We start from the raw sequence: 25,630 nt of genomic DNA on the forward strand, positions 1-25,630 counted from the left end.
CGACCGCGGCCGGTTGCACGAGGTAACCAGCCGCCCACCCACGGACGCGCCGAGCGGCGCGCTGATGAAAGGAACCACACCAGTGGAGATCACCGGCAACCTCGCGGTCATCGGCTACGGCCTCGCCGCCATCGGCCCCGGCATCGGTCTGGGCATCCTGTTCGGCAAGACGATCGAGAGCATGGCGCGTCAGCCCGAGATGTCGGGTCAGCTGCGTTCGACCATGTTCATCGGTCTTGCCTTCATCGAGGTCTTCGGCCTGCTCGGCCTCGTGACCCCGTTCATCTTCCCGTGATCAGCGGGACCATCGCAGGCCTCCTGACAGCTGCGGAGGAGGCCGAGACGCCGAACCCGCTGCTGCCTGAGACCTACGACATCGTCTGGTCGCTGTTCATCGTCATCATCCTCGGCGTCGTGTTCCTCAAGTACGCGCTGCCGAAGATCCAGGCGGTGCTCGACGAGCGCACCGAGCTGGTCGAGGGTGGACTGGCCAAGGCGGAGGCCGCCCAGGCCGAGGCCGCGGCTGCCAAGGACGAGTACCAGCAGCAGCTCACGGAGGCCCGGACGGAGGCCGCACGCATCCGCGAGGAGGCGCGCGCCGAGGGCACCGCGATCGTGGCGGAGTCGCGCACGCGCGCCACCGCCGAGGCTGCCCGGATCGTCGAGAACGCCCAGCGCCAGATCGACGCCGAGCGCCAGCAGGCCTCGGTCTCGCTGCGCAACGAGGTCGGCGAGCTGGCCACGGAGCTCGCGTCGAAGATCGTCGGCGAGTCGCTCGCGGACGAGGCGCGTCGTTCGCGCGTCGTCGAGCGCTTCCTGGACGAGCTCGAGGCCAGCACCGCTGCGGACGCAGGTAAGGGGAACTGATGCGTGGGACGAGTCGGGCGTCGCTGGATGCCGCGGAGGGCCGCTTCGAGCCGGTCCTCGGCGCCGCCGGCGCCAAGGCCTCGGTGCTCGGGGAGCAGCTGTTCGCGCTCGTCGACGCGCTGGACCACTCCGGCTCGCTGCGCCGGACCCTGGCGGACCCGTCGATCCCGGCGGCCCCCAAGGGCGCCGTGGTCGCACAGCTGCTGACGGGCGCCGAGCCCGCGGTCGTCGAGGCGGCGCAGGGCCTGGTCGCCTCGCGCTGGTCCGAGGACCGTGACCTGGCAGACGCCGTCGAGCACCTCGCGTTCCACGCGCTGCTCGCCTCGGCGAACGCGCGGGGCGAGCTGGACCGGGTCGAGGACGAGCTGTTCCGCCTCACCCGGGCCCTGGTCGGGCAGCGCGAGGTCCGCCAGACGCTGTTCGACGACAAGATCCCGGGCGACGCCCGGGCGAGCCTGGTCGACCGCATCCTGGCCGACCGCACCGACCCCGCGACGGCCGCGATCGCGCGCCGTGCGGCTTCCGCCCCCCGCGGTCGTCGCTACGTCGCAACGCTGGGCCACATCGCTGACCTGATCGCCGAGCGCCGCAGCCGGCAGGTCGCGACGGTCACCTCCGCCGCGCCCCTGACGACGGCGCAGCGCGATCGACTGGCCTCGATCCTCGAGCGGGCCTACGGCCGCGCCGTGCAGATCAACGAGGTGAACGACTCGCAGGTGCTCGGTGGCCTGCGCATCCAGGTGGGCCCGAACGTCGTCGACTCGACGGTGCTCGCCCGCCTGGCGGACGCCCGCCGACGAGTGGCCAGCTGAACCAGCGTGACCCCGCGCGCCGCATCACGGCGAGCACCACGACATGTGAGACCGCACGCACCCCGTGCGATTGACGAGGAGAAGAGCAATGGCTGAGCTGACGATCCGGCCGGAGGAGATCCGGGCCGCGCTGGACAGCTTCGTGAAGTCCTACGAGCCGACCGGCGTGGTCTCGGAAGAGGTCGGCCGCGTGACCCTCTCGGGCGACGGCATCGCCCAGGTCGAGGGACTGCCCGGCGCGATGGCGAACGAGCTGCTCCGCTTCGAGGACGGCACGCTCGGCCTGGCGCTGAACCTCGACGTGCGCGAGATCGGCGTCGTCGTGCTCGGTGAGTTCACGGGCATCGAGGAGGGCCAGGAGGTCCGCCGCACGGGCGAGGTCCTGTCGGTCGCCGTCGGCGACGGCTACCTCGGTCGCGTCGTCGACCCGCTGGGCGAGCCCATCGACGGCCTCGGCGCCATCGAGACGGACGCGCGTCGTGCCCTCGAGCTGCAGGCCCCCGGCGTCATGGCCCGCAAGTCGGTCCACGAGCCGCTGCAGACCGGCCTCAAGGCCATCGACTCGATGATCCCGATCGGCCGCGGCCAGCGTCAGCTGATCATCGGCGACCGCCAGACCGGCAAGACGGCCATCGCGATCGACACGATCATCAACCAGAAGGCCAACTGGGAGTCGGGCGACCCGGAGAAGCAGGTCCGCTGCATCTACGTCGCCATCGGCCAGAAGGGCTCCACGATCGCTGCCGTCCGCGGCGCGCTCGAGGAGGCCGGCGCGCTGGAGTACACGACGATCGTCGCTGCTCCCGCCTCGGACCCGGCCGGCTTCAAGTACCTCGCCCCGTACACCGGCTCGGCCATCGGCCAGCACTGGATGTACCAGGGCAAGCACGTCCTCATCGTGTTCGACGACCTGTCGAAGCAGGCCGAGGCGTACCGCGCCGTGTCGCTCCTGCTGCGTCGTCCGCCGGGCCGCGAGGCCTACCCGGGTGACGTCTTCTACCTGCACTCCCGTCTGCTCGAGCGTTGCGCGAAGCTGTCGGACGAGCTGGGCGCGGGCTCGATGACCGGTCTGCCGGTCATCGAGACCAAGGCCAACGACGTCTCGGCGTACATCCCGACCAACGTCATCTCGATCACCGACGGCCAGATCTTCCTGCAGTCGGACCTGTTCAACGCCGACCAGCGCCCCGCCGTCGACGTCGGCATCTCGGTGTCCCGCGTCGGTGGTGCCGCGCAGGTCAAGGCGATGAAGTCGGTCTCCGGCACGCTGAAGCTCGACCTCGCGCAGTTCCGCTCGCTCGAGGCGTTCGCGATGTTCGCGTCCGACCTCGACGCGACGAGCCGCGCGCAGCTGGCCCGTGGCGCCCGCCTGACCGAGCTGCTCAAGCAGGGTCAGTACAGCCCGTTCTCGGTCGAGGACCAGGTCGCCTCGATCTGGGCCGGTACCAAGGGCAAGCTGGACGACGTCCCGATCGAGGACGTGCGTCGCTTCGAGTCCGAGCTGCTCGACCACCTCAAGCGCAACACGGACGTGCTGACGACGATCGCGTCGACCGGCAAGCTCGAGGAGGGCACCGAGAAGGCTCTGGCCGACGCGGTCGACACCTTCCGTCAGGGCTTCCTCAAGCAGGACGGCTCGCCCCTGGTCGGTGGCGAGTCCGACGGTGAGGACGTCGACGTCGAGCAGGAGCAGATCGTCCGTCAGAAGAAGGCCTGATCGATGGCCGGTCTGCAGCGCGTCTACAAGCAGCGCATCAAGTCCACCCAGGCGCTCAAGAAGATGTTCCGGGCGCAGGAGCTCATCGCGGCTTCGCGCATCGGGCGTGCGCGTGACCGGGTGGCCAAGGCTGCGCCGTACTCGCGGGCGATCACGCGTGCGGTCTCGGCCGTCGCGACCCACTCCAACGTGACCCACCCGTTCCTGGTGGAGCGAACGGACACGAAGCGGGTCGCGGTGCTCGTGATCGCCTCGGACCGCGGCATGGCGGGCGCCTACTCGGCGAGCGTCATCCGCGAGACGGAGCGGCTCGTCGAGCGGCTCGAGCGTGAGGGCAAGCAGGTCGCCCTGTACGTCTCGGGTCGTCGCGCGGTGAGCTTCTACACGTTCCGTGGCCGTGACATCGAGGGGTCCTGGTCGGGCCACTCGGACGCGCCGAGCACCGAGGTCGCCGGGGAGATCGCCGAGGCGATCCTGGACGCCTACCGGGCGCCGGCCGACGAGGGTGGCGTCGCCGAGGTGCACGTCGTCTACACGCAGTTCGTCAACATGGTCACGCAGCGTCCTCGCGTGATCCGGCTGCTGCCGCTCGAGATCGTCGAGGGCGTCGCGCCCGCCGACGACGCCGAGACGCTCCCGCTCTACGAGTTCGAGCCCGAGCCCGCCGTGGTCCTCGACGCACTGCTGCCGCGCTACGTGCGCAGCCGCATCTACGCGTCGCTGCTCCAGGCCGCCGCGTCCGAGCTGGCTGCCCGCCAGCGCGCGATGCACACGGCGACCGAGAATGCGGAGGACCTCATCCGCATGTACACCCGACTGGCCAACCAGGCTCGTCAGGGCGAGATCACCCAGGAGATCAGCGAGATCGTGTCGGGCGCCGACGCACTCGCCTCCTGATCCTCCGCACTTCCCCCGTATGACACAGCCAACGAAGCGAGGCCAGACATGACCGCCACCACCGTCGACGAGACGGCCGCCACCGCCGGCACGCCCGGCGTGGGTCGGGTCGCCCGGGTCATCGGCCCGATCGTGGACATCGAGTTCCCCGCGGACCAGCTCCCCGAGCTGTACAACGCGCTCACGGTCGACATCGACCTGTCGAGCCAGGGCGAGGGCGAGAGCAAGTTCACGATGACCCTCGAGGTCGCCCAGCACCTGGGCGACTCGCTGGTCCGCGCGATCGCGCTCAAGCCGACCGACGGCCTCGTGCGCGGCGCGCACGTGACCGACACGGGCGCCGCCATCTCCGTGCCCGTCGGTGACATCACCAAGGGTCACGTCTTCAACGTCACCGGCGAGGTGCTCAACCTCAAGGAGGGCGAGCAGTTCGAGGTCACCGAGCGCTGGCCGATCCACCGCAAGCCCCCGGCCTTCGACCAGCTCGAGAGCAAGACGCAGATGTTCGAGACCGGCATCAAGGTCATCGACCTGCTGACGCCGTACGTCACGGGCGGGAAGATCGGCCTCTTCGGTGGTGCGGGCGTCGGCAAGACGGTCCTCATCCAGGAGATGATCCAGCGCGTCGCGCTCAACCACGGTGGTGTCTCCGTGTTCGCCGGCGTCGGCGAGCGCACCCGTGAGGGCAACGACCTCATCGTCGAGATGGAGGAGGCGGGCGTATTCGACAAGACCGCCCTCGTCTTCGGCCAGATGGACGAGCCGCCGGGCACGCGTCTGCGCGTCGCCCTGTCCGCCCTGACGATGGCGGAGTACTTCCGCGACGTGCAGAAGCAGGACGTGCTGCTCTTCATCGACAACATCTTCCGCTTCACGCAGGCCGGTTCCGAGGTCTCCACGCTGCTCGGCCGCATGCCGTCCGCCGTGGGTTACCAGCCGAACCTGGCCGACGAGATGGGCGTCCTGCAGGAGCGCATCACCTCGACGCGTGGTCACTCGATCACGTCGCTCCAGGCGATCTACGTCCCCGCCGACGACTACACCGACCCCGCGCCGGCCACGACGTTCGCGCACCTCGACGCCACCACGGAGCTCAGCCGTGAGATCGCCTCGCGCGGCCTCTACCCGGCCGTGGACCCGCTGACGTCGACGAGCCGCATCCTCGACCCGCGCTACGTGGGCCAGGAGCACTACGACGTGGCGACGCAGGTCAAGCAGATCCTGCAGCGCAACAAGGAGCTCCAGGACATCATCGCGATCCTCGGTGTCGACGAGCTCTCCGAGGAGGACAAGACGGTCGTGGCGCGTGCGCGCCGCATCCAGCAGTTCCTCTCGCAGAACACGTACATGGCCGAGAAGTTCACGGGCGTCGTCGGCTCGACCGTCCCGATCGCGGAGACCGTCGAGGCGTTCAAGAAGATCGCGGCGGGCGAGTTCGACCACATCGCCGAGCAGGCCTTCTTCAACATCGGTGGCCTCGAGGACCTCGAGCGCAACTGGGCCCGCATCCAGAAGGAGTACGGCGTCTGACATCCCCGTGGTGCGCCGGGCCGCCCGGCCCGGCGCACACTGGGTGCAGGACACCGCACGCGCCCCGCAAGGGCCGCGACACAGCTATCTAGGAGGATCCGTGGCATCGCTCGAGGTCGACCTCGTCGCCACCGACGGCAAGGTCTGGACGGGCACGGCCCGCCAGCTCATCGCGCCCGCCGGCGACGGTGAGATCGGCATCCTGGCCGGTCACACCCCCGTCCTCACGATCCTTCGTGAGGGCGAGATCCGCGTGTACCCCGAGGGTGGCGGCCCCGTCGAGCGCTGGCACGTCGAGGGCGGCTTCCTGTCCTTCGACGACAACCGCGCCACGATCGTGGTCGACGCCGTCAGCAGGACCGCCTCGGCCTCGTCGGCGCACTGAGGTCGTCCGCCCGGTGCCCACGCTGGTCCTCGTCGCGGCGGTCGTGGTCCTCGTCGTCGCGCTCGTGCTGGGCGGCCTCTGGGTCTCGCGCAGCCGCACGCTCGGGCACCGCGTCGGCTCGTTCCGCTGCGCGCTCGGCCGGACCGGCTCCGGCCCGTGGTCCGCGGGCATCGCGCAGTACGGCGCGGAACATCTCTACTGGTGGCGCCATGTCTCGCTCGCGCCGCGTCCCGGCCACCGCTGGGACCGCCGCGGGCTCGCGGTGCTCGAGCGAGTCGACGCAGGGGAGGGGAACGTCGTGGTGACCTGCCGCGTCGCGGGCAACGACGACGTCCCGCTGCTCATGAGCCGCGAGGCGTACGAGGGTCTGACCTCGTGGATCGAGGCCACCCCCTCCCGCATCGACTCGGTGATCTGAGCCGGTCGTGCGTCTCGTCGTCGCGTCCTGCGCCGCGCGCTACAGCGGTCGCCTCAACGCCCACCTGCCCCGTGCCACCCGCCTCGTGGTGGTCAAGGCGGACGGCAGCGTCCTGCTGCACTCCGACGGCGGCTCCTACAAGCCGCTGAACTGGATGAGCCCGCCCTGCACGCTCGCGGTCAGCGAGCCCGACGACGAGTCGCGCGCGGCCGGCGTCACGCAGGTCTGGACCGTGCAGCACACCAAGTCCGACGACCGCCTGGTCATCGACCTGTACGACGTCCTGAGCGACTCCGCGCACGATCTCGGCGTGGACCCCGGCCTGGTCAAGGACGGCGTCGAGGCGCACCTCCAGGCGCTCCTGGCCGCGCAGATCGGCCTGCTGGGCACCGGCCACACGCTGGTCCGGCGCGAGTTCCCCACGGCGATCGGGCCGGTCGACATCCTGGCCCGTGATGCCAGCGGCGCGACCGTCGCGATCGAGATCAAGCGCCGCGGCGACATCGACGGCGTCGAGCAGCTGACCCGCTACCTCGAGCTGCTCAACCGCGACCCGCACCTGGCTCCCGTCCGCGGGGTGTTCGCCGCCCAGGAGATCAAGCCCCAGGCGCGCGTCCTCGCAACCGACCGCGGCATCGGCTGCCTCGTGCTCGACTACGACGCGATGCGCGGCGTCGACGACGTGGACTCCCGCCTCTTCTGACCGTCCCCCGACTTGACGTCGTAGCTCCACGTCTGCGATTTTGAACACGTTCAAACGACGGAGGAACCATGACGGCCGACACCCGCGAGCTCGTGCGATCCACGGCGCTGCGCCTCTTCCGCGAGCGCGGCTACGCCAAGACGACGATGCGCGCGATCGCCCAGGAGGCCGGCCTGGCGACAGGCCTCGCGCACTACTACTTCCCGACGAAGGACCACCTCGTCCAGGAGCTCTACCTCGACGTGAACCTCGAGCACGCGCGTGCTGCGCAGGCCGTGCTCGACGGCGGCGGCGACCTGACCGCCCGGTTCCGCGCGGTGCTGCACGCGAGCGTCGACGCGTTCTCCGAGTACCACGGGTTCGGCGCGGAGTTCGTGACCGTCGCGATCCGCCCGGGCTCGGCCGCGAGCCCGTTCTCCGAGGACTCCGAGGGTGCGCGGTCGATGGGCCTGCATCTCTACGAGCAGGTCGTCGCGGGCGCCGATCCCGCCGTTCCCGCGCACCTGCGTGCCGAGCTGCCCGAGCTGCTGTGGCTCGCTCAGCTCGGGATGACGCTGTTCTGGGTCTACGACTCCTCGCCCGGTCAGAGGCGGACGCGGACGCTGATCGACGGCGTCGCGCCGCTCGTCGGCCGCCTCGTCCGGCTCTCGCGTCTCCCCGTGCTCCGCGGCGCGTCCGACGACGTGCTCGCCCTCGTCCGGGCGGTGCGCGCGTGAGTCGCCTCGACCCGGCGACGCTCGCCACCGTCCACGCGTGCGTGGGCGTCGGGATGCTCGTGGTGGTGCCCGTCGGGATCCGGCTCGTGGGTCGTCCCGTGCCGCGTCCGGCGTCGCCCTGGTGGCTGCTCGCGGCCGCGTGCGGGGCCGCGTCGGTCTGGCTGCCGGTCGGCGGGTGGGCGGCCGTCGTCGCGCTGCCGTGGCTGGTGGCGTGCGGCGTGCTCGCGGTGGCGGGGCTCGCCGTGCTCGTCGGGCGCGACCGGCCCGCCTGGCCGGGACTCGCGGTGGGGCTCGCGACGCCCCTCGTCGGCGCCCTGGCGCTGGTCGCCGAGCGAGCCGGGTGGGGTCTGCTCGGCTACTCGGGCGACTACCTCACGCTCACGGTGCCGCACATGCTGTTCGCCGGGTTCGGCGCGTGCCTCGTCGCGGGCCTGGGGGTCGAAGACGGCAGGGCTGCCCGGTGGGCGGGCTGGACCGTGCCGCTGGGTGTCGTGCTGGTGCTGGTCGGCTACTTCGTCGGCGACGCGGCCGAGCTGGTCGGCGCGCTCGTCCTGACGGTCGGGCTCTACGGCGTGGCGATCGCGACGCTGGGGACGCTCCCACCGGCGCACGCTCCGCGCCGGCTGCTCGCGCTCGGCGCCGGGACCGTGCTGGTCTCGATGCTGCTCGCGGTGTGGTGGGCGCTCGGCGAGGCGACCGACCTCCCGCACCCGGGCATCGCCGTCATGGCCGCCACGCACGGCGTCGCCAACGCGCTGGGCTTCGTGCTGGCAACCCTCGTCGGGCTCCGCCTGCTGCGGCCGCGTCCGGCAGGACTCACCTACGCCGAGATCGGGGCGACGCGCGACGCCGACCTGCCCGCGGGCTACCGCCACATGGACGTGCGGTTCCCGGTCCGCGACGCCGCGACGACCGAGGACCTGGCCGCGTACGGCGAGGACCTCCTGACGTGGACCGCGCACCGGCGTGCCGGCGTCCGCATCGACGGGGAGCCGGTGGCCGAGGGCGGGCTGGTCACGAGCGGCATCGGCGTCGGGCCGCTGCGGCTGTCCGAGCCGTGCGAGATCGTCTGGGTCGAGCGTTCGGCCGCGCGCGTGGGGTTCGCCTACGGCACGCTCCCGGGGCACCTGTTCGTCGGGGAGGAGGCGTTCGTGGTCGAGCTCGACGACGACGGCACGCTGTGGTTCCGCGTCCGCGTCTTCTCCCGGCCGGCGCAGGGGTGGGTCCGGGTCGTCGGCCCGGCGGCGGGCGTGGCGCAGCGCGCATACGCCGGGCGACTCGCGCGGGCGGTGCGTCGGGCGCCTGCTCCCACGGCGGTGGCCCGATGACCGCTGCAGCGATCCGACGTGCCTCGGCGATACCGGCCGCGGAGATCCGCAGCCTGGGCGCGATCGGGATGCTGAACGTGCGGTGCCTCGTCGTGCTCGCCGGGGCGAACGTCGCGGTGGGCGCGGCCGCGCTGGCCGGTAGCTGCGTCGCGTTGCTCGCCTCGGGCGGCGGTCTCGACGCGGTGGAATCGACCCTCTCGGCCGGGGGCTTCGCCGTCGACGTCCTCGTGTTCGCGCTGCTGGTCGCCTGCGTCCCGATCGCCGTGGTCGGCGTCCCCGCCGGCGTGCTCGCGAGTCGGGCGCTGCGTCGGGTGTCGCACGAGTGGGGGCACGTCCTCAGTTTCGGGCTGGTGGGTGCGACGCTCGCCGTCGTCCTCATGCAGGCAGGCGGCATGGGCACCGCGCCGGTGTGGGCCGCGCTCGAGGGCTTGGTCGGCGCAGGCGGTGCGCGCTGGTGGTCCGGCATCTCGTACCGCAGGGATGAGCGCGAGCGCGTCGCGCGTGCGGCGCCCCTGGCGCACCTCGCCGTAGCGGCGGACCAGTGATCGCGGCGATCGCTCGCCCAGCGGTGACGCCCGCGGCGCCGATCCGGGGGTGGGGCCCGATCGGGATGCTCAACCTGAGGTGCGTGGTCGTCCTGGTCGTCGTGAACCTGATGACGGCGTTGGGCGCCGTCTTCGTCGTCGGCATCCGCGTGCTCGTGTCGGACGGCGTCGTCGCGGGCGCGGCCATGGTCGTCTACCTGGCCATTCACGTCGTGGAGCTGCCCGTGCCCATCGTGGCCGTCGGCGCGGTGGTCGCCGGCGTCGGCATCCCGGCGGGAGTCGTCGCCGGTCGGGCGCTGCGCGGTGAGTCCCGTGAGTGGGTCCACGTCCTTGCATTCGCCGCCGTCGGTGCGGGTGGTGCCCGCTGGTGGTCCGGGGCCGCCTGTCGGAAGAAGGACCTGGCCACCGCGCCGAGGAGGGCAGATGCCGACCGATAGCCACCCGAACCCGATCCCACCCGTGCGTGGCCCGGCCGCGATCGCGATGCTCTGCCTGCGCTGCGTCGTCGTCCTTGCGGCGGTGAACGGTGTGGTCGCGCTCGTCCTCGGCGCGGCCACCGGCGCGCTCGGCTGGGGCCTGGTCGTGGTGCTCCTCGCAGCTCTCGTCGCCTGCGTGCCGATCGCACTCGTCGGCTACCCCGCGGGGCTGGTGACGGCCTGGGTGCTGCGCCGCAGCGAGCGCGAGTGGGTCCACGTCCTGGTGTTCGCCGTCGTCGGTGCGGTGCTCGCGCCCCTGGTCATGACCGCGTGGCACTCCGGTGTGGACATCGGCGCGGCGGCTGTCGCCGAGGGCGCGATCGGGGCGGGCGGAGCGCGCTGGTGGAGCGGGCGCGCGCACGCCCGGGCCGCGACGAGGCCGGCACGCGCACCCAGACCCGAGCCTGAGGATGCGCTCGTCGAAGCGCAGCTCGAAGACCGCACCGATAGGTGAGAATGACGACGTGAGCGCCACGACGTCGTCAGCCCCCCACCTGCTCCGCGGCCGCGTGGTGACGCCGCACGGCGTGATCCCGGACGGCGTCGTCGTCGTCGACGGCCCCACGATCACCTGGGTCGGCCCGGCCGACGAGGTGACGGGCGACCTCCCCGCCGCGACGCAGCACACGCTGCTCCCCGGGCTGGTCGACCTGCACAACCACGGCGGCGGCGGCGCGAGCCTGCCGGACGCGCAGACGGCCGACGACGTCCGCACGGCGGCCCGCGAGCATCTGCGCCACGGCACGACGAGCCTCGTCGCCTCGCTGGTCACCGCCCCGCACGACGTCCTGCTGGCTCGCACCGCGCTGCTGGCCGACGCCGCCGACGCGGGCGAGATCGCGGGCATCCACCTCGAGGGCCCGTTCCTGTCCGAGGCCCGCTGCGGCGCGCAGAACCCGGCGGACATGCTGACCGGTGACGCGCGCCTCGTGCGGGAGATCGCGGCCGCGGCGCGCGGCCACCTCGTGACGATGACGGTCGCGCCCGAGGTGCCGGGCGTCGCCGACCGCGACGACGACGTGCTGCGCGCGCTCGTCGATGCCGGCGCGATCCCGTCGATCGGCCACACCGACGCGACGGCCGAGCAGGTCGACGCCGCCGTCGACCGCGGCTTCGACCTGCTGGCGACGCACGACCGCGCGCGATCGACGCGGCTCACCGCGACGCACCTGTTCAACGGCATGCGCCCGCTGCACCACCGCGACCCGGGCCCGATCGCGGCGTGCCTGGCCGCGGCCGGGCGCGGCGAGCTCGTCGTCGAGCTCGTGGCCGACGGCACGCACCTGGCCGACGGCACCACGCGCGCGGTGTTCGACCTGCTCAGCCCGGGATCGATCGTGCTGGTCACGGACGCGATGGCCGCCGCGGGCATGGCGGACGGCGACTACCAGCTCGGCCCGATGGCCGTGCGCGTCGAGGACGGCGTCGCGCGGATCGTCGAGGCGGACGGCAGCGCCGGCGCGATCGCCGGGGGAGTGGCCCACCTGCTCGACGTCGTGCGTCGGGTCGTCGGGGCGGGGATCGCGCTCGAGGACGCGGTGCGCGCCGCGTCGACCACGCCCACGGAGGTGCTCGGCCGTCACGACCTGGGCGCGCTGGCCGTCGGTCGACGCGCGGACGTCCTGGTCACCGACGCCGCGCTGAGCCCGATCCGGGTGCTCCGTGCGGGCGAGCAGGTCGCCTGACCCGAGGCGTCAGGCCGGGGCGGGGCCCGTCGTCGCGCGCGCCGTGAGCACCGGTGAGATGAGCCGGGTCTCGGCGAGCTGTGTGCCGTCGAGCCGCGCCATCGCCATGTCGACAGCGACTCCGCCGATCGCGGTGGCCGGGATGTCGACCGACGTGAGCTGCTGCGGCTGACCGACAGCGACGTCCGTCGGGCAGACGGCGACCACCGAGATGTCGTCGGGCACGGACCGCCCGCGCTCGCGCAGCGTCGCGAGGACCGCGGGCAGCGCGACCTCGTTGTGGACGACGATCCCGGTGACGCCGGGCAACCGCGTCAGCACGCGATCCACCGCGGCGACCGCGCCGGAGTGCGAGGACTCGCACGGCTCGAACACCGCCGCCACCCCGGCCCGCGCGGCCTCCTCGGTGAAGCCGCGCACCATCCGCGCGGCGTAGGTGGTGTGCCGGTCGAGCACGGCCTGCGGTGAGCCGACGAGCGCGATCGAGCGGTGGCCGAGCCGGAGCAGGTGGTCGACCGCGCTACGTGCCGCCGACTCGAAGTCGAGGTCCACGCACGAGAAGCCCGCGGTGTCGCGGGGGAGGCCGATCAGCACGGCCGGCTGGCGCTGGCGGCGCAGGATCGGCAGGCGGGGGTCGTCGGCCTCGACGTCCATCATGATCACCGCGTCGACCATCGAGCCCGCGGCGACGCGCTCCACGCCGGCGTGGTCGTCCTGCGTGAGCAGCAGGACGTCGTGGTGGTACGTCTGCGCCTGGGTGACCACGCCCGTGACGAACTGCATGATGACGCCGACGTTCACGTCGACGCGCAGCGGCGCCATGAGCGCGAGCACGTTGGTCCGGGCCGAGGCCAGCGCGCGTGCCCCGGCGTGCGGCCGGTAGTCGAGCTCGCGGACGGCGGCCTCGATGCGCTCTCGCGTCGAGGCGGAGATCGGCCGCTTGCCGGACAGGGCGTAGGACACGGTGGAGACGGACACGCCGGCGGCGCGGGCGACGTCGTCGATCGTCGTCACGCGGGGCCCCCGGGTCTCGTGGTCTGTGGGTACCCGAACGGGTACCTGCGCCGGCGACACAATATCGGCCGCGCGGGTGGCGTCCGCAGCGACGCCACCCGCGCCCCGAATGTCGCAAGCAAGCGCTTCGATGATTGCGCGCCGAACGCGAGAGACGCAAGCCCTGGACAAGCACGAAAATCGCGCGCTATGGTGTCGAAGCGCTTCGACGACCGAGTCATCGGTCACATCCACTCGACGAGGAGAACACGGATGAGCATCAGCACCCGGCGATGGGCGACGGCCGCGACGGTCGCCCTCCTGGCCCCCATCGCGCTGGCTGCGTGCAGCAGCGGCGGCGGCGGTGGGGGGGACGAGGACAGCAAGAGCCTCACCATCTGGCACTACGAGGGCGACGACTCGGCGATGGGCCAGGCATGGGCCAAGGCCGTCGACATCTTCAAGACCGAGCACCCCGACGTGACGGTCAAGGTCGAGAAGCAGGTCTTCGAGCAGATCCAGAAGAACGCGAAGATCGTGCTCACCGGCGACGACGTGCCGGACGTCATGGAGTACAACAAGGGCAACGCGACGGCCGGCCAGCTGGCCTCGCAGGGCCTGCTGACCCCGCTGACCGACGTGGCGAAGGAGAAGGGCTGGGACAAGAAGGTCTCCGGCTCGCTCGCCACGACGGCGCAGTACGACGAGAACGGGCTCATGGGCTCGGGCGACTGGTTCGGCGTGCCGAACTACGGCGAGTTCGTCGGCGTCTACCTCAACAACGACCTCTTCAAGGAGAACGGCGTCGAGGTCCCGACCACGTTCGACGGCTTCGAGGAGGCGCTCGCAGCGTTCAAGGCCAAGGGCGTCACGCCGCTGGCCACCGCCGGCGCGGAGTACCCGCTCGGCCAGCTCTGGTACGAGCTGGTCCTGCACTACGGCGACCGCGCGCTCGTGGACGACTACCAGCTGTTCAAGAACGACGTCGACTGGCACGGCGACGCGATGACCGAGGCCACGAACAAGCTCGACGAGTGGGTCAAGAAGGGCTACATCGCGAGCGACTCCGCCGGCCTGACGGCCGAGGACATGGGCGTGTCGTTCATCGCCGGCAAGGCTCCGATCATGGTCTCGGGCTCGTGGTGGTTCGGCCGCCTCGCCACCGAGATCACGTTCGACTGGAGCCAGACGCTGTTCCCCGAGAACAAGCTGCACCCGGGCTCGTCGGGCAACCTCTGGGTCGTCCCGACCAACGCCAAGTCCAAGACGCTGGCCGAGGACTTCATCGACATCACGCTGCGTCCCGAGGTGCAGAACATCCTCGGCGAGAAGGGCGGCCTCCCGGTCGCCGGCGACCCGGCGTCGATCACGGACCCGAAGACCAAGGAGCTCACGCAGAACTTCGCGGACGTCGTCTCCTCCGACGGCCTCGCGTTCTACCCGGACTGGCCCGTCGCGGGCTTCTACGACGTGCTCGTCAGCCAGCTGCAGTCGCTGGTGAACCAGTCCAAGACGCCCGACCAGGTCCTCGACGGCCTCAAGGACGCCTACGAGTCCGGCAAGGCTGACCTGCTCGGACAGTGAGCGAGCGCCGGGCCGGGGGGTCACTACCCCGGCCCGGCGGTCCTCCGACCCGGAGAGAGACATGACCACGCAGACACTCGGCAAGGACGCCGCTGCGAAGCAGCAGACGGCGACGCCCAGGCCCAAGCGCAAGGCCCCCCACTGGGTGGCGTACCTGCCCTACCTCGTGCCGGGGCTCGCCGCGTTCGTCCTGGTGATCGGCATCCCGCTCGTCACCAACATCATGTACAGCTTCCAGAAGTGGAAGGGCGGCATGGCGCCGCACACCTGGGTCGGTCTCGACAACTACCAGGCGCTGCTGCACGACGACGCCTTCTGGACGTCGTTCCGGAACTCGATCTCGATGATCGTGGCCATGGTGATCATCCCGACGATCATCGGCCTGCTGCTCGCCTCGGTGCTGTTCGACTACCTCGGCAAGCGGTTCGGCTCGCGCACCGCGTCGGTGCTGCGCGCGACGTACTACCTGCCCCAGATCCTTCCCGTCGCCGTCGCCGGCGTGCTGTGGAACTGGATCCTCAACGCCCAGACCGGTGCGGTGAACGAGATCCTGCGCTCGCTCGGCGTCGACAACCCGCCGAACTGGCTGGGCTCGCCCGACACCGCCATGCCGAGCGTGATGCTCGTGCTGGTGTGGGTGCAGATCGGCTACCCGGTCGTCATCTTCATGTCCGCGCTGCAGCGCGTCGACCCCGAGCTCTACGAGGCGGCCGAGCTCGACGGCGCCGGCTGGGGTCGCCGGTTCCGGGCGATCACCCTGCCGCAGATCAAGCCGGAGACGTTCGTCGTCGTGCTGACGTGCACGGTGGCCGCGCTCAAGGTCTTCGGACCCATCTACGTCCTGACGCGGGGCGGCCCGGAAGGGTCGACGCTCGTGCCCAGCTACTACTCGTACCTGAACTTCTTCGACAAGTCGAAGGTCGGCTACGGCGCCGCGATCGCGACCGTGCTCACGCTCGTCATCGTCCTGGTCGCCGTCGTGATCCTCGTGGTGCAGGCGCGCTCCGAGCGCAAGGAAGCGGAGGGCCACTGATGGCCGTCGAGACGATCAAGGCGCCGGTGGCGTCACGCCCGGACGCCCGGCACCGCACGGGGAAGGCCCGCTGGTTCATCCTCGCGGCCGCCGTCCTGGTCGGGCTGCTGATCCTGGCCCCGATCCTCATCATGGTGCTCAACGCGTTTAAGTCGCCGAGCGACTACTCGCAGAACGGTCCCCTGAGCTGGCCGCACGGCCTGTACTTCGACGGGCTCAAGGCGTTCTGGGAGCGGGTCAACTTCCCGCAGAAGCTGTGGAACTCGATCTTCATCTCCGGCGTCGTGGCGATCTTCGGCACGCTGCTGTCGCTGCTCAACGCCTACGCGATCGGCATCGGCAAGATCAAGGGCCGCCTGTGGGTCGTCACGCTCTTCCTGCTCGCGACGATGCTGCCGCAGGAGGCGCTGATCTACCCGCTGTTCACCATGGCGCAGAACGTCGGCCTGGGGAACTCGCCGTGGTCGGTGATCATCATCTTCACCGTCATCCAGTCCGCGTTCGGCACGTACCTGCTCGCGTCCGTGCTGGCCACCTTCCCCAAGGCGCTGCTCGAGGCCGCCGCGCTCGACGGCGCGGGCCGCTGGACCGTGCTGTGGAAGGTCGTCTTCCCGATCGTGCGGCCGACGTTGTCCGTCCTGATGATCTTCTTCTTCATCTGGACCTGGAACGAGTTCTTCATCCCGCTGGTCATGCTCACGACCAACGACACCCAGACCATCCCCATCGCGCTCGCCTCCCTGCAGGGCGACCGGATGATGGACGCCCCCACGACGAACGCGGGCGCGCTCATCTCCCTGGTCCCGGCGCTCATTTTCTTCCTGCTGTTCCAGCGCACGCTGACCCGTGGGGTCACGGCCGGATCGGTGAAGTGAGAGGAACCCCATGAAGTTCACCGACGGCTACTGGCTCCAGCTCCCCGGCGTGACGGTCCTGCACCCGCGCGACGTCGCCGACATCGAGGTGCGCGACGACCGGCTCGTGGTCCACGCGGCCACGGCACCGCTCGCCAAGCGCGGCGACACCCTCAACCGACCCCTGGTCTCCCTGACGTTCACCAGCCCGATGGACGACGTGATCGGCGTCCGGATCGAGCACCACAGCGGCGGGGTCGACCACGGCCCGCACTTCGCGCTCGCGCAGTCCGGCGCGGACGTCAAGGTGACCGGGCCCGACGACGGCGTGGCCACGTTCAGCTCGGGCGGCCTGACCGCCCGCGTCGGGACGCGCGGTCCGTGGAGCGTGGACTTCGTGGCCGACGGCCGCGTGCTCACCTCGTCGTCCGCGCGCTCGGTCGGCGTGGTCCGCGACGCCGCCGGGGACGCCTACGTCCACGAGCAGCTCAGCCTCGGCGTGCGCGAGCACGTCTACGGGCTCGGCGAGCGCTTCGGCGCCTTCGTCAAGAACGGCCAGTCGGTCGACATCTGGAACGCCGACGGCGGCACCTCGAGCGAGCAGGCGTACAAGAACGTCCCGTTCTTCCTCAGCGACGCGGGCTACGGCGTCTTCGTCGACCACCCCGGCCACGTCTCGTTCGAGGTCGGCTCCGAGGCGGTCTCGCGCACGCAGTTCTCCGTCCCGGGGGAGGCGCTGCAGTACTACGTCATCCACGGGCCGACGCCCAAGGACGTGCTGCGTCGGTACACCGCGCTGACCGGGCGCCCTGCCCGCGTGCCCGCGTGGTCCTACGGTCTGTGGCTCTCGACGTCGTTCACGACGAGCTACGACGAGGCCACCGTGACCTCGTTCGTCGACGGCATGGCCGAGCGCGACCTGCCGCTGTCGGTCTTCCACTTCGACTGCTTCTGGATGCGCGCCTTCCACTGGTCCGACTTCACGTGGGACCCGGCGACCTTCCCCGACCCCGAGGGGATGCTCGAGCGGCTGCGCGCCAAGGGGCTCAAGATCTGCGTCTGGATCAACCCCTACATCGCGCAGCGCTCGGCGCTGTTCGAGGAGGGGCGCGCGGGCGGGTACCTCGTGACGCGCGCCGACGGGTCGGTCTGGCAGACCGACCAGTGGCAGGCGGGCATGGGCCTGGTCGACTTCACGAACCCGGCGGCGGTCGACTGGTTCAACGGCCACCTGCGCCGGCTGCTCGGCCAGGGCGTCGACGCGTTCAAGACCGACTTCGGCGAGCGGATCCCGACGGACGTCGTCTGGCACGACGGCTCGGACCCGCAGCGGATGCACAACTACTACACGCACCTGTACAACAAGGCGGTCTTCGACCTGCTCGTCGCCGAGCGCGGTGAGGGCGAGGCCGTGCTGTTCGCGCGGTCGGCCACCGCGGGGGGCCAGCAGTTCCCCGTGCACTGGGGCGGCGACTGCGAGTCGACGTTCGTGTCGATGGCCGAGTCGCTGCGCGGCGGGCTGTCGCTCGCGGCGTCGGGCTTCGGGTACTGGTCGCACGACATCGGCGGCTTCGAGGGCACGCCCGACCCGGCGGTGTTCAAGCGCTGGCTCGCGTTCGGCATGCTGTCGTCGCACAGCCGCCTGCACGGCTCGGACTCCTACCGCGTGCCGTGGGCGTTCGACGAGGAGGCCGTGGAGATCACGCGGTCCTTCACCGCGCTCAAGCTCTCGCTCATGCCCTACCTGGGCCGGCTGGGCGACGACGCGCACGAGCAGGGCCTGCCCGTCATGCGTCCGATGGTCCTGGAGTTCCCGCAGGACCCGGGCGCGGCCACGGTCGACACCCAGTACATGCTCGGCGAGAACCTCCTGGTCGCACCCGTGTTCTCCGAGTCGGGCGACGTGGACGTCTACCTGCCCGAGGGCGTCTGGACGTCGCTGCTCGACGGCGGCGAGATCACCGGTCCGCGCTGGGTGCACGAGCGGCACGGCTTCGACTCGCTGCCCGTGTACGTGCGCCCGGACTCCGTGCTCCCTGTGGGCGCGCGCTCGGACCGCCCGGACTACGACTGGGCCGACGGCGTGACGCTGCGGCTGTTCCGGCTCGCCGACGGCCACCGGTCGGTCGTGCGGGTCGGCGACGCGAGCTTCGTCGTGACGCGCACGGGCGACGAGGTGCGGGTCGAGGCCCGCGGCACCGACGCCGAGTGGGGCGTCGAGGTCGCCGGCGGCGCGGCGGCGCGCGCGGGCGCGGGCGGGTCGGTCCTCACCGTGGGCATGGGTGGGTGACGATGGCTCGGTGAGCGGTCAGCCCCAGCGTCAACGCATCCTCGACAGCGCACTGTCGATCCTCGCCGAGCAGGGGCCGGCAAGGCTCACCGTCCGCGCCGTGGGTGCCGCCGCCGGGTGCTCGACGACGGGCATCTACACGTACTTCGGCGGCAAGCCGGGCCTGCTCGACGCGATCTACGCGGACGCCGTGAGCCTGTTCCGCGCCGACGTCGCGGTCGCCGACGAGATCGCCGATCCCGCCGACCGGCTGCTCACCGCGTGCCGGCGGTACTGGGCGTGGGCGCTGTCCCACCGCACGCAGTACCAGCTGATGTTCGTCACCGCGCAGGCCAGCTTCGAGCCGTCGCCCGAGTCGGTCGAGCTCGCCTGGGCGGCGTTCGGCGACCTCGTCGCCCGGGTGCGCGACGCCCGTCCGGACCTCGTCGGCGACGCGGTGGAGGACGCCGCGCACCACCTGGGGGCGATGCTGCACGGCTACGTGATGCTCGAGCTCGTCTCGGTCGGCACCGACGAGGCCGAGGCCGCCGCGCGGTTCGAGCGCGGCGTGCAGGCCGTGGTGGGTGCCGGGAGTCAGGAGCCCGCGGGCGCCTCGTAGGTGACGGTGCCGGCGAGCTCGGCTGCCGCCAGGACGTGGCCGAGGCCCGCCGCGAGGACCTCGGTCTGCGGCGCGCGGGCCGGGACGTCCAGCGTGGCCCGGGATGCGGCGTAACAGCGTTATGGATCGTCCCGACCGCAGGGTGCCAGATGTCGAGCGAGCCGTGTATCGTATCGATTCGATCTTCCGGCCGGTGTTGCTCGACGAGCTCCGGCAGGCACGATGAGTCAGTCACCTCCAGCCCGTCCCGCCCCGGCGACAGGGCCGCCCGACACGAAGGACCAGCCATGACCACGACGCTGCCGTCCGGCCGCCAGTTCGGCCCCGACTTCCTGTGGGGCTCCGCCACCGCCTCGTACCAGATCGAGGGTGCGGCCCACGAGGACGGCCGCCTGCCGTCGATCTGGGACACCTTCTCGCGCACGCCCGGCAAGGTGCTCGACGGTGACACGGGCGACGTCGCCGTCGACCACTACCACCGCGTCGAGGAGGACGTGGCGATCATGGAGAAGATCGGGCTGCAGGCCTACCGCTTCTCGATCGCGTGGCCGCGCGTCCAGCCCACGGGCTCGGGCGAGTTCAACAAGCTGGGCCTCGACTTCTACGTCGACCTCGTCGACCGTCTCATCGCCGCCGGCATCAAGCCCGTCGCGACGCTGTACCACTGGGACCTGCCGCAGCCGCTCGAGGACGAGGGCGGCTGGGCGAACCGTGAGACCGCGTACCGGTTCGAGGAGTACGCGCGCAAGGTGGCCGAGACGCTCGGCGACAAGGTCCACCTGTGGACCACGCTCAACGAGCCCTGGTGCTCGGCGTTCCTCGGCTACGCGTCCGGCGTTCACGCCCCGGGTGTCACCGACGACGAGGCCGCTCTCAAGGCGGTGCACCACCTGAACCTCGCGCACGGCCTCGCCGGCCGCGCGATCAAGGACGTGCTCGGGCAGGACACCCCGATCTCGATCACGCTCAACACGCACGTCACGCGTGCCGCGACGGACTCGGCGCAGGACGTCGAGGCCAAGCGCCAGATCGACACCATCGCCAACGAGGTGTTCCTGCGTCCCGTGATCGAGGGCGTCTACCCGCCCGAGGTCTTCGCGGACACCGCGCACATCACCGACTGGTCCTTCGTGCAGGACGGCGACCTGGAGATCATCCAGGTCCCGCTCGAGGTCCTCGGCATCAACTACTACTCCACGGGCCGCGTCCAGCGCGGCACGGCGATCACCGGCGACGGCGAGCCCGGTGCCGACGGCCACAAGACGTCGCAGCACACGCCGTTCGTCGGCGCGACGGACGTCGAGTTCCTGCCGCAGCCCGGCCCGCACACGGCCATGGGCTGGAACATCGAGCCGCTGGGCCTCACCGAGCTGCTGCTCGACCTGTCCGCGCGCTACCCCGAGCTGCCGATGGCCATCACGGAGAACGGGTCGGCGTTCTACGACACCGTGACCGAGGACGGCCGCGTGCACGACGTCGAGCGCACCGCGTACCTGCACGACCACGTCGAGGCCGTCGGCCAGGCGATCGACGCCGGCGCGGACGTGCGCGGCTACTTCGTGTGGTCGCTGCTCGACAACTTCGAGTGGGCCTACGGCTACGACCGCCGGTTCGGCATCGTGCACGTCGACTACGACACGCTGGTCCGCACGCCCAAGGACTCGGCCCGCTGGTACGCCGAGCTCATCCGCACGCGCACGATCGCGCCCGCGGAGACCGCTCACACCGCGTAAGCACGTACGGGAGAGGATGGGGCGGTGCCCAGCGGTCGACGGTCCTCCAAGCGCCCCTACACGGGCGAGGTCCGGCCGTTGGACGTCGACCGGGCGACCGGTGGGCGCCGCTCCGAGTCCGCCGACGACGGCGAGTGGGTCGTCCAGCACGTGCGCGGCTCCGACCGTGCGTACCGGTGCCCGGGATGTGACCAGCTGGTCACCCCGGGCACCGCGCACGTCGTCGCCTGGCGGTCCGACGGCCTCTTCGGCGAGGCCGTCGACGACCGGCGGCACTGGCACGCGTCGTGCTGGCAGGCGCGGTCCAGGCGCGGCCCGACGAGGCGTTAGCGTGGCGCGGTGAGCGACGACGCCCGAGCGGCCTGGCCGACGACCCCGCCGCGGCTGGTCGCGACCGACCTGGACAACACGTTGCTGGGCCCGGACGAGCAGGTCTCGCCACGCACGCAGCGAGCGCTCGGGGCCGCCGCCGACGCCGGGATCTCCGTCGTCTTCGTCTCCGCGCGGCCGCTGCGCCGGTTGCGGGAGCTCTCGGCGCACGTCGCGGGCCACGGGGTGGCGATCTGCTCCAACGGTGCGGCCGTGTTCGACGTCGGCTCCGACCAGGTGCTCGCCCAGGACGGCATGACGGCCGCCGAGGTCGCCCGCGTCGCGGCCCTGCTCCGGGACGCCTGGGGGGCGCAGAACGTGCACCTCGCGGCGGAGCACGCGGGTGGCTTCGACAAGGAGACGGCGTTCACCGAGTCGTACGTGATCCCGCCCGGCAGCCGCGTCGCGGACCGCATCGAGGACGTGCTGACCGACGCGACCCTCAAGCTGCTCGTGCGCACCTCGCTCCCGTGGGACGAGTCGTTCGCGCGCCGCGTCGCCGAGGTGATCGGCGACGCGGGCCTGGTCGCGGACTCGGGTGCGCCGGGGCTGGGCGAGATCTCGGGTACCGGCGTGACGAAGGCCGCGACCCTCGAGCGGTGGGCCGCGGACCTGGGGATCGGTGCCGACGAGGTGTGGGCCTTCGGCGACGCGCCGAACGACCTGCCGATGCTGCGCTGGGCCGGCGCGTCGTTCGCGGTCGCGAACGCGTTCCCCGAGGTGCTCGCGGCGGCGAGCCACACGTGCCCGTCGAACGCCGACGACGGCGTCGCGGCCGTCCTCGAGCACGCGGTCGGCCTAGGCTCGAGGCGATGAGCACCGAACCCGAACCCACTCCCATCAGGTCCCTGACCGTGCTGCCCGCGCACCGCGAGGACGTCGAGCTGCACACCGCGGACGGGCTCACCCTCGTCGGCGAGCTCGCGCTCCCGGTCGGACCGGACGGCCAGCCGACGACCCCTGCGGCGACCCTGGTGACCCTGCACCCACTGCCCACGCACGGCGGGTACATGGACTCGCACGTGTACCGCAAGGCCTCCTGGCGGCTGCCCGCGCTCGCGGGTCTGGCGGTGCTGCGGTTCAACACGCGCGGCACGACGAGCCCGCGCGGCACGAGCGAGGGCACGTTCGACGAGGGCGTCGGTGAGCGGTTCGACGTCGCCGCGGCGATCGAGCTCGCCGAGTTCCGCGACCTGCCGCACCGCTGGCTCGTCGGCTGGTCCTTCGGCACCGAGCTCGCCCTCGTGCACGGCCGCGACCCGTCGATCGAGGGCGCGATCCTGCTCTCCCCGCCGCTGCACCGCGCCACGGACGCCGACCTCGACGCCTGGGCCGCCTTCGGCAAACCGCTCGTCGTGCTCGTCCCCGAGCTCGACGACTACCTGCGTCCCGACGAGGCCCGCCGCCGGTTCGCGCGCGTCCCGCAGGCGGAGGTCATCGGGGTCGACGGTGCGAAGCACCTGTGGGTGGGCGAGCCGGCCGTGCGCCGGGTGCTCGACGAGATCGTCGCGCACGTCCTGCCCGGCCACCCGCCCCTGCCGACCACGTGGGACGGGCCGAGCGAGACCGCACCGAGCGCGCTGCCGCCCGCGGTGGCCGGCCCGTCCGACGAGCGTGGCGACGGCGGCGCTGACGGGCAGGAGGACGCATGACCCTGCACACCTTCCGCGAGGGATCGCCCGGCGACGGCCTGCCGATCGTCCTGATCCACGGGTTCCCGCTCGACCACCGCATGTGGCTGGTCGCCGCGGCTGCCGTGCCGGGGACGCGGGCGGTCCACGCGGTCGACCTGCCCGGCACGCCCGGTCACCTGGCCGACCTGCCCGAGCCCGCGATCGAGGCCTCGGCTGCCTACGTCGCGACGGCCCTGGCGCAGGCGGGCATCGGGCGCGCGGTCGTCGCCGGCATGTCGATGGGCGGCTACGTGGCGCTCGCGCTCGCCGAGGCACACCCCGAGCTGGTCGCCGCGCTGGCGCTGGTGGACACCAAGTCCACGGCAGACCCCGGGGAGGCGCGCGCGAACCGCCTGCGGATCGCCGACGAGGCCGAGGCCACGGACTCGGTCGCGCCCGTGCGCCCCATGGCCACCACGCTGGTGGGGGAGAGCACCCGCGCGGGGCACCCGGCCGTGAGCGACCAGGTCGCCGCGTGGATCGAGGACCAGTCACCCGCCGGCATCGCGTGGTCGCAGCGCGCGATGGCCGCGCGTCCGGACCGGACCCACGTGCTGCGGGCCTTCGCCGGCCCGGTGACCGTCGTCGTCGGCGACGAGGACGCGCTCACGCCGATCGACGCCGCCGAGCACATGGTCGCCGCCGCGGCCGACGCGCTGCTCGTCGTCGTCCCCCGTGCGGGGCACCTGGCGGCCGCCGAGCAGCCCGCCGTCGTCGCGGCCGCGCTCGGCGACCTGGCACAGCGCGCGGACGCCGCGTCCTGACCGGGGTCAGCCCCGCAGCACCCGGTCCAGCGCGTCCCGCAGGTCGAGCGACTCGCCGTCCCGCCCACCCGCGCCGAGCACGAGGGGCGGGTCGGACGGCTCAGGCGTGACACCGCGCAACCGGGCCGCGAGGCTCGGCACCGCGCGGAGCACGTAGAACTCGCCCTCGGCGTCGACCGCGACGGTCTCGTCGACGCGCAGGTACCACCCGACCAGCGGAGTCCTGTACCGGGCACCCCCGCTCGACGCGTGCGCCCGCAGGGGCACCGGCGCGGGCCCGTCGGTGCGCGCCTTCGCGACGAACTCCGCGATCATCACGCGGGCGCGCGCCGACTCCGCCTGCTGCTTGCGCGCGAGCGCGTCGGCGTGAGCCGCGGCCGCCTCGCGGCGCTGCTCACGCCACGCGGCGGCGTCGTCGGACGTGCTCGACACCTCAGCGCTGCTGCGCGGGCTCGCCGGCGTCGGCCTGCTGCTCGTCGGCGGACGCGGCGGCGGGGGCATCCTGCGCCACCTGCTCGTCGGCCACGGGCTCCTGCGGGGCCTCGCCCTGCGGCTTCTCGTCCGCCTGCTCGGGCGCCTTCTCCTCGGCGGGAGCCGACCCCTGCGCGGCCGGGGCCGAGACCGAGACGGGTGCCGGGCGGGCCTTGGTGGTCCGGCCCTTGGCGGCGGGCTTCGCAGCGGGCCGGGCGGCGGGTGCCGACTCCGAGCCCTGCTCCTTGTTGAACGCCGCCTCGGCGCGCCGCGCGCGCTCGAGCGCCGCGCGGTCCGGGTCGTGGCCGAGCAGGTTGCGCAGCTCGTCGAGGTAGGTCGTGATCGACTCGCGCTGGCGGTTGAGGTCCTCGACCTGACGCGTCGCGGTGGTCCGCTCGCGCTCCGACTCGGTCATCGCGTCGGAGATCTGCTTCTCGGCGTGCTCACGCGCCTCGGCGACGACGCGGTCGGCGTTGCGGCGGGCGTTGGACAGCAGCTCCTTGGCCTGCGCCTCGGCGTCGGTCCGCACCTTCTCGGCCTGCGCCAGCGCCTTGGTGACGCGGTCCTCGGCCTCGGCGGCGTGCGCCTCGGCGTCGCGCACCAGACGCTCGGTCTCCGCACGCGCGGTCTCGTGGCGCTCGGCGTCCTCGCGCTCGGACTGCTCGCGCTTCGACGCGATCGACAGGTCGGCGTCGGCGAGGCGCTGCTCGGCCTGCCCGACGAGCTCGTCGCCGCGGGCCTTCGCCGACGCGAGGTTCTCGCTCGCGGAGCGGCGGGCCTCGGTCAGCACGCGCTCGGCGTCCAGGCGGGTCCGCTCGGCCAGCTCGCGGGTCTCGCGATCGGTCGTCGCGCGCAGCTCGGCGGCGTCGCGCTCGGTGACCTCGCGCAGCTCGGTCGTCTCGCGCTCCGTGGTGCCGCGCAGGTGCTCGGCCTCGTGCGCGGCCCGCTCGCGCAGTGCGCCGGTCTCGCGGTCGGCGGTGGCGCGCACCTCGGCGGCGTACTGCTCGGCCTCCGAGCGCAGCGCGGTGACGGTCTGCTCGGTCTCGGCCCGGGCGGCGGCGAGCTCGTCGCCGGTTGTCGCGCGCAGCTCGCCGGTCTCGCGCTCGGCGCTCGCACGGACGAACGCCGCGTACTGCTCGGCCTCGGTGCGCAGCGCTGCCACCTCGGCGGCGACCCGCTGCTGCAGGGC

General features: G+C 72.2%; 27 protein-coding genes and 1 pseudogene. 25 read left to right on the forward strand and 3 right to left on the reverse strand.

The genetic code is table 11. The features are described 5' to 3' along the window. The first annotated feature begins 64 nt into the window (after window positions 1-64). From atpE to D1825_RS15290, 15 genes are all read left to right on the forward strand, one after another. A complete protein-coding gene (atpE, locus tag D1825_RS15220; protein WP_118768262.1) occupies window positions 65-295 on the forward strand; it encodes an ATP synthase F0 subunit C in 231 nt (76 codons plus the stop codon). Continuing rightward, a complete protein-coding gene (locus D1825_RS15225) occupies window positions 295-867 on the forward strand; it encodes a F0F1 ATP synthase subunit B (RefSeq protein WP_118768289.1) in 573 nt (190 codons plus the stop codon). Before atpE ends, D1825_RS15225 begins: the two co-directional genes overlap by 1 nt. Beyond that, the gene (locus D1825_RS15230) at window positions 867-1,679 is read left to right on the forward strand and encodes a F0F1 ATP synthase subunit delta (protein ID WP_118768263.1); all 813 of its coding nucleotides are present in this window, start codon (window positions 867-869) and stop codon (window positions 1,677-1,679) included. The genes D1825_RS15225 and D1825_RS15230 overlap by 1 nt, the downstream gene beginning before the upstream one ends. An 88-nt stretch (window positions 1,680-1,767) precedes the next feature. Beyond that, on the forward strand, window positions 1,768-3,396 hold the full coding sequence (gene atpA / locus D1825_RS15235) for a F0F1 ATP synthase subunit alpha (RefSeq protein ID WP_118768264.1): 1,629 nt from the start codon (window positions 1,768-1,770) through the stop codon (window positions 3,394-3,396). A 3-nt stretch (window positions 3,397-3,399) separates the two neighbouring features. Further along, on the forward strand, window positions 3,400-4,293 hold the full coding sequence (locus D1825_RS15240) for a F0F1 ATP synthase subunit gamma (protein WP_118768265.1): 894 nt from the start codon (window positions 3,400-3,402) through the stop codon (window positions 4,291-4,293). 48 nt (window positions 4,294-4,341) lie between these two features. After that, window positions 4,342-5,823, forward strand: coding sequence for a F0F1 ATP synthase subunit beta (atpD, locus tag D1825_RS15245; protein WP_118768266.1), 1,482 nt, complete (start codon window positions 4,342-4,344; stop codon window positions 5,821-5,823). 100 nt (window positions 5,824-5,923) lie between these two features. Further along, window positions 5,924-6,208 carry a F0F1 ATP synthase subunit epsilon gene (locus tag D1825_RS15250; RefSeq protein ID WP_118768267.1) on the forward strand — a complete coding sequence of 95 codons (285 nt, stop codon included), beginning with the start codon at window positions 5,924-5,926 and terminating at the stop codon, window positions 6,206-6,208. A 13-nt stretch (window positions 6,209-6,221) separates the two neighbouring features. Further along, window positions 6,222-6,626, forward strand: coding sequence for a DUF2550 family protein (locus tag D1825_RS15255; protein WP_158580750.1), 405 nt, complete (start codon window positions 6,222-6,224; stop codon window positions 6,624-6,626). Window positions 6,627-6,633: 7 nt separating this feature from the next. Continuing rightward, a complete protein-coding gene (gene nucS, locus D1825_RS15260) occupies window positions 6,634-7,329 on the forward strand; it encodes an endonuclease NucS (RefSeq protein ID WP_118768269.1) in 696 nt (231 codons plus the stop codon). 68 nt (window positions 7,330-7,397) lie between these two features. Continuing rightward, window positions 7,398-8,045, forward strand: coding sequence for a TetR/AcrR family transcriptional regulator (locus tag D1825_RS15265; protein ID WP_118768270.1), 648 nt, complete (start codon window positions 7,398-7,400; stop codon window positions 8,043-8,045). After that, window positions 8,042-9,373 carry a YndJ family transporter gene (locus tag D1825_RS15270; RefSeq protein ID WP_199721619.1) on the forward strand — a complete coding sequence of 444 codons (1,332 nt, stop codon included), beginning with the start codon at window positions 8,042-8,044 and terminating at the stop codon, window positions 9,371-9,373. Before D1825_RS15265 ends, D1825_RS15270 begins: the two co-directional genes overlap by 4 nt. Beyond that, the gene (locus tag D1825_RS15275) at window positions 9,370-9,918 is read left to right on the forward strand and encodes a hypothetical protein (RefSeq protein ID WP_118768271.1); all 549 of its coding nucleotides are present in this window, start codon (window positions 9,370-9,372) and stop codon (window positions 9,916-9,918) included. Before D1825_RS15270 ends, D1825_RS15275 begins: the two co-directional genes overlap by 4 nt. Window positions 9,919-10,001: 83 nt before the next feature. After that, window positions 10,002-10,355, forward strand: coding sequence for a hypothetical protein (locus D1825_RS15280; RefSeq protein ID WP_147356275.1), 354 nt, complete (start codon window positions 10,002-10,004; stop codon window positions 10,353-10,355). Further along, a complete protein-coding gene (locus D1825_RS15285; RefSeq protein ID WP_138067695.1) occupies window positions 10,342-10,848 on the forward strand; it encodes a hypothetical protein in 507 nt (168 codons plus the stop codon). The genes D1825_RS15280 and D1825_RS15285 overlap by 14 nt, the downstream gene beginning before the upstream one ends. A gap of 10 nt (window positions 10,849-10,858) precedes the next feature. Beyond that, a complete protein-coding gene (locus D1825_RS15290; RefSeq protein WP_233549931.1) occupies window positions 10,859-12,079 on the forward strand; it encodes an N-acetylglucosamine-6-phosphate deacetylase in 1,221 nt (406 codons plus the stop codon). A 9-nt stretch (window positions 12,080-12,088) separates the two neighbouring features. On the opposite strand, the gene D1825_RS15295 is transcribed toward D1825_RS15290, so the two are convergent. After that, window positions 12,089-13,093, reverse strand: coding sequence for a LacI family DNA-binding transcriptional regulator (locus tag D1825_RS15295; protein ID WP_118768275.1), 1,005 nt, complete (start codon window positions 13,091-13,093; stop codon window positions 12,089-12,091). 252 nt (window positions 13,094-13,345) lie between these two features. Between D1825_RS15295 and D1825_RS15300 the strand changes: the two genes are divergently transcribed. From D1825_RS15300 to D1825_RS15345, 10 genes are all read left to right on the forward strand, one after another. Next, window positions 13,346-14,656 carry an ABC transporter substrate-binding protein gene (locus tag D1825_RS15300; RefSeq protein ID WP_118768276.1) on the forward strand — a complete coding sequence of 437 codons (1,311 nt, stop codon included), beginning with the start codon at window positions 13,346-13,348 and terminating at the stop codon, window positions 14,654-14,656. Window positions 14,657-14,717: 61 nt separating this feature from the next. After that, complete coding sequence (locus D1825_RS15305; protein WP_118768277.1) at window positions 14,718-15,689, forward strand: carbohydrate ABC transporter permease; 972 nt, start codon at window positions 14,718-14,720, stop codon at window positions 15,687-15,689. Then, window positions 15,689-16,564 (forward strand): carbohydrate ABC transporter permease, encoded by an 876-nt coding sequence (locus D1825_RS15310; RefSeq protein WP_118768278.1) that lies wholly within the window; start codon window positions 15,689-15,691, stop codon window positions 16,562-16,564. Before D1825_RS15305 ends, D1825_RS15310 begins: the two co-directional genes overlap by 1 nt. A 10-nt stretch (window positions 16,565-16,574) precedes the next feature. After that, window positions 16,575-18,833, forward strand: a complete 2,259-nt coding sequence (gene yicI, locus D1825_RS15315) for an alpha-xylosidase (protein ID WP_118768279.1) — start codon at window positions 16,575-16,577, stop codon at window positions 18,831-18,833. 10 nt (window positions 18,834-18,843) lie between these two features. Further along, entirely contained in the window at window positions 18,844-19,431 is a 588-nt protein-coding gene (locus D1825_RS15320) for a TetR/AcrR family transcriptional regulator (RefSeq protein ID WP_158580751.1), read from the forward strand. Between the two features lie 287 nt (window positions 19,432-19,718). After that, window positions 19,719-21,164, forward strand: coding sequence for a GH1 family beta-glucosidase (locus D1825_RS15325; protein WP_118768281.1), 1,446 nt, complete (start codon window positions 19,719-19,721; stop codon window positions 21,162-21,164). 24 nt (window positions 21,165-21,188) lie between these two features. Next, the gene (locus D1825_RS15330) at window positions 21,189-21,494 is read left to right on the forward strand and encodes a hypothetical protein (protein WP_118768282.1); all 306 of its coding nucleotides are present in this window, start codon (window positions 21,189-21,191) and stop codon (window positions 21,492-21,494) included. Window positions 21,495-21,503: 9 nt separating this feature from the next. Continuing rightward, entirely contained in the window at window positions 21,504-22,349 is an 846-nt protein-coding gene (locus D1825_RS15335) for an HAD family hydrolase (protein ID WP_118768283.1), read from the forward strand. Continuing rightward, window positions 22,346-23,185 (forward strand): alpha/beta hydrolase, encoded by an 840-nt coding sequence (locus tag D1825_RS15340; RefSeq protein WP_118768284.1) that lies wholly within the window; start codon window positions 22,346-22,348, stop codon window positions 23,183-23,185. The genes D1825_RS15335 and D1825_RS15340 overlap by 4 nt, the downstream gene beginning before the upstream one ends. After that, window positions 23,182-23,970 (forward strand): alpha/beta fold hydrolase, encoded by a 789-nt coding sequence (locus D1825_RS15345; protein ID WP_118768285.1) that lies wholly within the window; start codon window positions 23,182-23,184, stop codon window positions 23,968-23,970. Before D1825_RS15340 ends, D1825_RS15345 begins: the two co-directional genes overlap by 4 nt. A gap of 6 nt (window positions 23,971-23,976) precedes the next feature. Here D1825_RS15345 and D1825_RS15350 read toward each other — a convergent pair whose 3' ends face one another. Then, entirely contained in the window at window positions 23,977-24,402 is a 426-nt protein-coding gene (locus tag D1825_RS15350) for a hypothetical protein (protein WP_118768291.1), read from the reverse strand. A gap of 1 nt (window position 24,403) precedes the next feature. Next, window positions 24,404-25,630, reverse strand: a pseudogene (locus D1825_RS15355) (hypothetical protein); the annotation flags it as partial.

The organism is Cellulomonas rhizosphaerae (genome assembly GCF_003470205.1).
Classification (GTDB): Bacteria; Actinomycetota; Actinomycetes; order Actinomycetales; family Cellulomonadaceae; genus Cellulomonas; species Cellulomonas rhizosphaerae.

Excerpts from the sequence above, each read along its gene's own strand:
- atpE (WP_118768262.1), top strand. The coding sequence starts at position 65 with ATGAAAGGAACCACACCAGTGGAGATCACCGGCAACCTCGCGGTCATC.
- D1825_RS15230 (WP_118768263.1), top strand. The coding sequence starts at position 867 with ATGCGTGGGACGAGTCGGGCGTCGCTGGATGCCGCGGAGGGCCGCTTC.
- atpA (WP_118768264.1), top strand. The coding sequence starts at position 1,768 with ATGGCTGAGCTGACGATCCGGCCGGAGGAGATCCGGGCCGCGCTGGAC.
- D1825_RS15240 (WP_118768265.1), top strand. The coding sequence starts at position 3,400 with ATGGCCGGTCTGCAGCGCGTCTACAAGCAGCGCATCAAGTCCACCCAG.
- atpD (WP_118768266.1), top strand. The coding sequence starts at position 4,342 with ATGACCGCCACCACCGTCGACGAGACGGCCGCCACCGCCGGCACGCCC.
- D1825_RS15265 (WP_118768270.1), top strand. The coding sequence starts at position 7,398 with ATGACGGCCGACACCCGCGAGCTCGTGCGATCCACGGCGCTGCGCCTC.
- D1825_RS15275 (WP_118768271.1), top strand. The coding sequence starts at position 9,370 with ATGACCGCTGCAGCGATCCGACGTGCCTCGGCGATACCGGCCGCGGAG.
- D1825_RS15285 (WP_138067695.1), top strand. The coding sequence starts at position 10,342 with ATGCCGACCGATAGCCACCCGAACCCGATCCCACCCGTGCGTGGCCCG.
- D1825_RS15300 (WP_118768276.1), top strand. The coding sequence starts at position 13,346 with ATGAGCATCAGCACCCGGCGATGGGCGACGGCCGCGACGGTCGCCCTC.
- D1825_RS15305 (WP_118768277.1), top strand. The coding sequence starts at position 14,718 with ATGACCACGCAGACACTCGGCAAGGACGCCGCTGCGAAGCAGCAGACG.
- D1825_RS15310 (WP_118768278.1), top strand. The coding sequence starts at position 15,689 with ATGGCCGTCGAGACGATCAAGGCGCCGGTGGCGTCACGCCCGGACGCC.
- yicI (WP_118768279.1), top strand. The coding sequence starts at position 16,575 with ATGAAGTTCACCGACGGCTACTGGCTCCAGCTCCCCGGCGTGACGGTC.
- D1825_RS15325 (WP_118768281.1), top strand. The coding sequence starts at position 19,719 with ATGACCACGACGCTGCCGTCCGGCCGCCAGTTCGGCCCCGACTTCCTG.
- D1825_RS15340 (WP_118768284.1), top strand. The coding sequence starts at position 22,346 with ATGAGCACCGAACCCGAACCCACTCCCATCAGGTCCCTGACCGTGCTG.
- D1825_RS15345 (WP_118768285.1), top strand. The coding sequence starts at position 23,182 with ATGACCCTGCACACCTTCCGCGAGGGATCGCCCGGCGACGGCCTGCCG.